The organism is Streptococcus sp. DD13 (assembly GCF_001578875.1).
GTDB lineage: Bacteria > Bacillota > Bacilli > Lactobacillales > Streptococcaceae > Streptococcus.
This window is the reverse complement of record NZ_KQ969515.1, coordinates 1-321: the sequence shown is the minus strand read 5'-3', so window position 1 is coordinate 321 and position 321 is coordinate 1. Positions and strand designations below refer to the sequence as shown.

The 321-nt window shown below is 51.1% G+C and carries 1 protein-coding gene; it reads right to left on the bottom strand.

Annotated elements, in window-relative coordinates; translation table 11 throughout:
* On the bottom strand, positions 1-321 hold a 321-nt coding region (locus tag STRDD13_RS08110), incomplete at both ends, for an Ig-like domain-containing protein (protein ID WP_156471295.1).

Here is a 321-nt window from a genome sequence, read left to right as displayed (position 1 = left end):
TTGCTGTAATCGCTGTACCATTGGCATCCTTGACTTGGACCGTCGCTGGATCTGGAGTCCCTACGAAGTCCTTGTTTGGTGTAAAGGTCACTTTACCTGTCAATGGATCAATGGTGTAGGTGCCGACTTGCTTGCCGTCCTTCATGGCTGGAAGGGTCGTTTCATCCGTCGGTTGACCAGTTGTTGGGTCAATCAGCTTCGCTGGTTGGCTTTCATTGATCGTGATTGGTGCGACCGGATCCCCTTCTGTGAAGACGGGCGTTCCAGTTTGTGTTTGACCTTGCTTACCAGTAGACGTCACATCCTCACTCGTTGGAACAA